The 5442-nt window shown below is 64.3% G+C and carries 5 protein-coding genes and 1 tRNA gene; 4 read left to right on the top strand and 2 right to left on the bottom strand.

Translation table 11 applies throughout. The annotated features are described in order from the left end of the window. Positions 1 to 309 precede the first annotated feature (309 nt). The gene (locus tag Q0629_RS04675; protein WP_298779555.1) at positions 310 to 1344 is read right to left on the bottom strand and encodes a beta-eliminating lyase-related protein; all 1035 of its coding nucleotides are present in this window, start codon (positions 1342 to 1344) and stop codon (positions 310 to 312) included. Positions 1345 to 1582: 238 nt separating this feature from the next. On the opposite strand from Q0629_RS04675, the gene Q0629_RS04680 reads away from it, so the two are divergent. From Q0629_RS04680 to Q0629_RS04695, 4 genes are all read left to right on the top strand, one after another. Then, positions 1583 to 2944, top strand: coding sequence for a mannose-1-phosphate guanylyltransferase/mannose-6-phosphate isomerase (locus tag Q0629_RS04680; protein ID WP_298779557.1), 1362 nt, complete (start codon positions 1583 to 1585; stop codon positions 2942 to 2944). Between the two features lie 143 nt (positions 2945 to 3087). Then, positions 3088 to 3558, top strand: coding sequence for an OmpH family outer membrane protein (locus Q0629_RS04685; protein WP_298779559.1), 471 nt, complete (start codon positions 3088 to 3090; stop codon positions 3556 to 3558). Positions 3559 to 3768: 210 nt separating this feature from the next. Then, positions 3769 to 4956 carry a hypothetical protein gene (locus Q0629_RS04690; RefSeq protein WP_298779562.1) on the top strand — a complete coding sequence of 396 codons (1188 nt, stop codon included), beginning with the start codon at positions 3769 to 3771 and terminating at the stop codon, positions 4954 to 4956. 100 nt (positions 4957 to 5056) lie between these two features. Beyond that, positions 5057 to 5140, top strand: a tRNA-Leu gene (locus tag Q0629_RS04695). Positions 5141 to 5200: 60 nt separating this feature from the next. On the opposite strand, the gene Q0629_RS04700 is transcribed toward Q0629_RS04695, so the two are convergent. Next, positions 5201 to 5442, bottom strand: a 242-nt coding sequence (locus Q0629_RS04700; protein WP_298779564.1) for a hypothetical protein, incomplete at its 5' end; no start/stop codon positions are given.

Here is a 5442-nt window from a genome sequence, read left to right on the forward strand (position 1 = left end):
ATGTGTTACGCACGCCGCCAGCGTTCATCCTGAGCCAGGATCAAACTCTCAGTAAAATTATTACGAATTGACCGACTCGTACTTCAAAAAACTCAGCGCCAGCCTCAGGTACCCCCTCAGCTACCGCCTCACCCTCAATATCTCACCTGTAAATCTTTTGTCAAGGTACAAAAACCCGCTTCGACTTCAAAACGGGTCGCTCGCTCAGAGCTTGGATATATTACACCAAAAACTTCCCCTTGTAAAGCCCCCTGGGGCAAATTTAGCGTTTTTCAGCTCTCAACCAAAACTCTTCCATAAAACATTCCTCTACAGGGTCCCGATCCTTGCCGTCAACGCATCCACGCTCTCCGGCGTCGTGGCCCAGCTGGTGCAGAAGCGCACCGCACTCCGCTCCTCGTCCATCCGCTGCCACCGCTCGAAGGAGAACTCCCCCTTCAATTGCTCGATCTGATACTCCGTCAGGATAGGGAACTGCTGGTTCGTGGGGGAGTCGATGAACAGGGGGAAACCCCGCTCCAGAAAGGCGGCGCGGATGCGCATGGCCTGCTCGTTGGCGTGCCGGGCGATCTCGAAGTAGAGGCCGTCCTCAAAGAGCGTTTCGAACTGGATGCCCAGGAGCCTGCCCTTGGCCAACATGCCGCCCTGCTGCTTGATGAGCGTGCGGAAGTCCTTCAGGCGGCCCGGGCGCGACCGTACCACCGCCTCACCGAAGAGCGCCCCCACCTTCGTCCCGCCGATGTAGAAGACGTCGCACAGGCGCGCCACGTCCTGAATCGTGACGTCCGTCCCCTGAGCCGTCACGCCGTAGCCCAGGCGGGCGCCGTCCAGGAAGAGCGGCAGCCCGTAGTCCGTACACACCGCGCGCAATTCCTCAAGCTGCCTCTTGCTGTAGAGCGTGCCGTACTCCGACGGGTGGGAGATGTACACCATGCCGGGCTGCACCCTGTGTTCGCGCGTTTCGTCGTCGTAGAAGTCCTTCAGGTACTGCCGGACGGTTCCCGCGTCCAGGAGGCCGCGCTTGCCCTGGAGCGAAAGCACCTTGTGCCCCGTGCTCTCGATGGCGCCCGCCTCGTGGACGTTGATGTGCCCGCTCTCGACACAGAGGACCCCCTGACACGGTCTGAGGAGCGCCTTGATGACCGTCGCGTTCGTCTGGGTCCCGCCCACGAGGAAATGGACCTCGGCGTCCGGGACGCCCACGGCCTTCTGAATCAGCGCCCTTGCGCGCTTGCAATGGGGGTCCACGCCATAGCCCGAAGTCTGTTCCAGATTCGTTTCCGCCATCCGTGCCAGGATGCGCGGATGGCATCCCTCCTGATAATCGCACTCAAATCGAAACACTCGAAACGCCCCCTCAAAACGATGATCGGTCTCAATTTACTATACACTCACTATAGCGAGCCCCGAAGCAGCGCGCAAGGGGCGTCCAGCGGGAACCCCAAAAGATTTTGGAAAACGGACCGCCGCGGCTTTACTTTTTTTGCCCTTTTCTCTATCCTGTTTCCTGCGGACTGCCCCTTTGGACCCCTTGGAAGAGAAGGGCGCCGCACGACAACGAAAGCGAGGACAGGTGAAGACAATGTCCGAATCATACGGAATCATCCTCACAGGGGGGAGCGGCACGCGCCTCTGGCCGCGCTCCCGCGAGGACCTGCCGAAGCAGTTTCTGGCCCTCTGCGGCCCTGGGACGCTCCTGCAGGACACCCTGAGGCGGATGCTGAACGTCGTCCCCATCGATCGGATGCGCGCTGTGACGGGCGCTCAGTGGGAGGCCCTGGTGGCGCACCAGGCGCGCGAGGTCGTCCCCCTGCCGCCGGACTTCATCGTGCAGGAGCCCATGGCCCGCGGAACGGCGCCGGCCGTCCTCCTGGGGATCGAAGCGCTGCGGGAGGCGGGGGCCGGGGAGGAGGACGTGGTGATCGTCGCGCCGAGCGACCACATCGTTCAGGAGCCCGACGCCTTCTCCCGCGCCCTTGAACTGGCGGTCGAGGCGGCCCAGGAGGGGTTCATGGCGACGCTGGGAGTTGTCCCCAGCCATCCGGAAACGGGGTTCGGCTACATCAAGAAGGGGGCGTCCCACGGCGCCTGGTTTGAGGCGGAGGCCTTCGTGGAGAAGCCCGACCTGCCCACGGCGGAGGCCTACGTCAAGAGCGGAGATTACCTTTGGAACAGCGGCGTGTTCGCGTTCGCCCTGGGGGCCCTGGTTCGGGAGATGGTCCGCACGGCGCCGGACCTGGCGGCCCAGGCCGGCCGGGGGACCGCGTTTCTGCGCGAGGCCTTCTCCCGCCTGCCCTCCATCTCCTTTGACTGCGCCGTCATGGAGCGGGCTGGCCGCGTGGCGGTGACCCCCATGGACGCGGGGTGGTCCGACGTGGGATCCTGGGACGCGCTGCACGGCGTGCTGGAGCGCGACGATCAGGACAACGCCGTCGTGGGGGACGTGACGCTGCGGGACGCGCGCAACTGCCTCGTGGACTCCCGCAACCGGCTGACGGTGCTGAACGGCGTGGAGGACCTCGTGGTGGTGGACTCGCCGGACGCGCTCTTCGTCACCCGGCGGGGGGCCTCCCAGGAGGTGCGCGCCGTCGTGAAGGAGCTGAAGGGCCGCGGGCGGCGCGAGGTCAGCCAGATCTCGGAGAGCAGCCGGCCCTGGGGAAGCTACCGCGTTCTGCACGAGGACGAGCGGCACCGGGTCAAGCGCAGCATCGTGATGCCCGGCAGGGCCGTCCCCCTCCACACCCACCGCCACAGCACCGAGCGTTGGATCGTCCTCCATGGGACGGCCCGTGTGACCCTCGACGGCGCGGAGAGCTTTCTCTATGAGGGTATGGAGCTCTTCGTCCCCAGAAACGCTCCCCACAGCCTTGAGAACTGCGGCCACATCGACCTTGAACTCATCGTCGTGCAGGACGGCGAGTACCTGGGGCCGGACGACGCCTGAGCGGAAACGCCCGAAGCGCGAGCCGAATCTGCGTAATCCTGACGTTTGCCCTCCTGCGGGCAGGATGCTAGAATGGCCCCGTCATTCAAACGGGACGTCCGTTCGCGGAGGCCTGTGTTCTCTAGTTTAGGAGGGATTTTTCTATGATTTTGAAAAAGTCTTCGTTCCTGTGTGCAGCTGCACTCCTCTTCGTCCTTGTCGCCGGTTCCGCCTCCTTCGCGGCTCAGAAGCCCGCCGCCACCGTGCCCGTTGAGGGCGTGGGCGTCATCGACATCGACGAGGTCGTCAACAAGCACCCCGGCATGGCGAACGCGAGGCAGCAGGCGGCCAACCTCTCGCGCCAGAAGGAGAACGAGGCCAAGGCGGCTGCCGACAAGGAGAGCGATCAGGCCAAGAAGGCCCAGATCATCCAGCAGAAGCGTATGGAGCTCGTTAAGGAGCAGCAGGATCTCATGGACCCCATCTATCGCGAGTGTCAGCAGGCGGCACGGGATGTTGCCGCGAAGCAGAACCTGACCCTCGTCCTCAACAAGTCCATCGTCCTCATCGGCGGCACGGACATCACGCAGGACGTCATTCAGCAGCTCTCGAAGGTCGCTGCCACAAAGAAATAAGAACGTTCCCAACGCCACAGCAAGCGACGGACCTGACCTCGGGCCCGTCGCTTTTTTATTGTCCAATCGCCGTAACGGCCGGCCGCGGAACTCGAACAAACGGCGGTCTTACACTATAATAAAAACGGCGCAGAGAGAGCAGCACGCGCTTCACTCCAACGCGCTTCTCTTTATGACTTTTCATAATTTTTGAAGGGAGATCGGCTGAAGATGCGGGACAAAAAGGCCTTGATCCTCATGGCGGCGCTGTGGTTCGCGCTGTTCGGCGCCGTCATTCCGGAGAGGGCGCCTGCGGCGGAGTCCCCGAACTGGATGTGGACCGTCTTCGTGGTTCCGCCTCAGGGCGGCTGGGAGACCGAAACAGGGAGGTCGATCCTGACGGTGCTGGCGTGGCACGAGGCCAACATCGCGGACAGCGGCAAGGGCATCGGCGGGCACGACGTTCACTTCGTCCCCGTGGCCGAGGCGGGCGAGGCCTCGGAGGTACGGCTGCCCCTCGACGAGCACACTGCAGCGGTGATGAGCTTCGCCGTCCCGGAGGTGGACCGCGGGCTGATCCAGCGCCTGGAGGGTCAAAAGGTGCCGCTCCTCCTGGCGGGAGGCGAGGAGCTCCTCATCGACAAGGACGGCCGTCCCCTGCCGAACGTCTTCGCGCTCGACATGTTCCGGGACTACCGCTGCGCGGCCTTCGCCAACTTCGCCGTGCAGACGCTCCATCGCAAGGCCCACGTGGCCCTGGCGGCCAGCCGCTTCACCGTCGATCAGGAGCGCGAGGCGAAGATCACCTACTCCCTTCTGGACCAGGCGGGATTTATGCCCATGCCCTTCTGGATGGACGCCTCGGTGAGCGACAGCTTCTCCATGGTGGCGCAGGAGATTCGGAGCGTTTCCGACGGCGTGCTCATCGCCTTCATCGGCGGCATGGGAGCGCGGGAGATGTGGCGGGGGTTCATGCGCGTCGGGACTCCGTGGCAGCTCTGGAACTGCGCCGCGCCGGAGCCGCTCTACCTCTCCTGCAAGGGGATGCTCTTCGCGGACCAAAACCTGTTCCTGTCCGAGCGGGGCGGCTTCAGCGCCCTGAAGCGGCAGCTGTGGGACACGCGCGCCATGCAGCTCCAGGACCTGGTGCCCGCCGGCCGCGCCAACGCGCTGGCGGAGTGGCTGACGAGGGGGATCGGGGCCCTGCCCCAGCCCGTGGACCGACTGGATCGCGACGCCCTGCTCGCTGCGCTGAGCCGAGTTCGCGGCATCCCCTTCGGCGCCCAGACCCTCGACGTCACCCCGTCGCTGCACCGTCCCGCCAGCCGTCAGGTCTACATCGTGGAGGTGCGCGACCGTCGCTTCATCCTGAAGGACACCCTGATGACGGACGCCCTGCCCTACGCGCCGTCCTACTGAACCGGTCGCCCGTGTGCTACAATACTTTGAGCCGGCCTGCCGCTTCAGACAGGGCGGCGGTGTCCGTTATCCTCCGCCAGGGGGTAACGGAGGTTTCTTAGCGGAGGTGGCGAAACGGCAGACGCACCAGACTTAGGATCTGGCGCCTTCGGGCATAGGGGTTCAAGTCCCCTCCTCCGCACCAGTTCATCCAGCGCCAGAATTGCGCTGTTCAAGCCTCTCTTGACGTCCCCCTTGAACCATTTTATTGGATGTCCTTCATCACCTTGCCCCTCAATCCCCTTCGACTTCCGCATCGTTCCCTGCGGAGCCGAAGCCTCGCGTAGACGCGCTGGCGCAGGTCCCAGCCCAGCTCCGAAGCGGCGAAGTTCACCAGGTCCTCAAGCCCTCCCGGCATCCCCATCCTCTGCCGGCCCGCCGCGCTCATGAGCCGGTAGCGCTCGGGGTCCTTCAGCTCGCTCAAAGCCCCCTCCGCCAGAGCCTGGG

Source organism: uncultured Fretibacterium sp. (assembly GCF_938030725.1).
Lineage (GTDB): Bacteria > Synergistota > Synergistia > Synergistales > Aminobacteriaceae > Fretibacterium.

What these genes read in the sequence shown, in the direction of transcription:
- Q0629_RS04680 (WP_298779557.1), top strand. Translation starts at nt 1,583, where the DNA reads ATGTCCGAATCATACGGAATCATCCTCACAGGGGGGAGCGGCACGCGC.
- Q0629_RS04690 (WP_298779562.1), top strand. Translation starts at nt 3,769, where the DNA reads ATGCGGGACAAAAAGGCCTTGATCCTCATGGCGGCGCTGTGGTTCGCG.
- Q0629_RS04685 (WP_298779559.1), top strand. Translation starts at nt 3,088, where the DNA reads ATGATTTTGAAAAAGTCTTCGTTCCTGTGTGCAGCTGCACTCCTCTTC.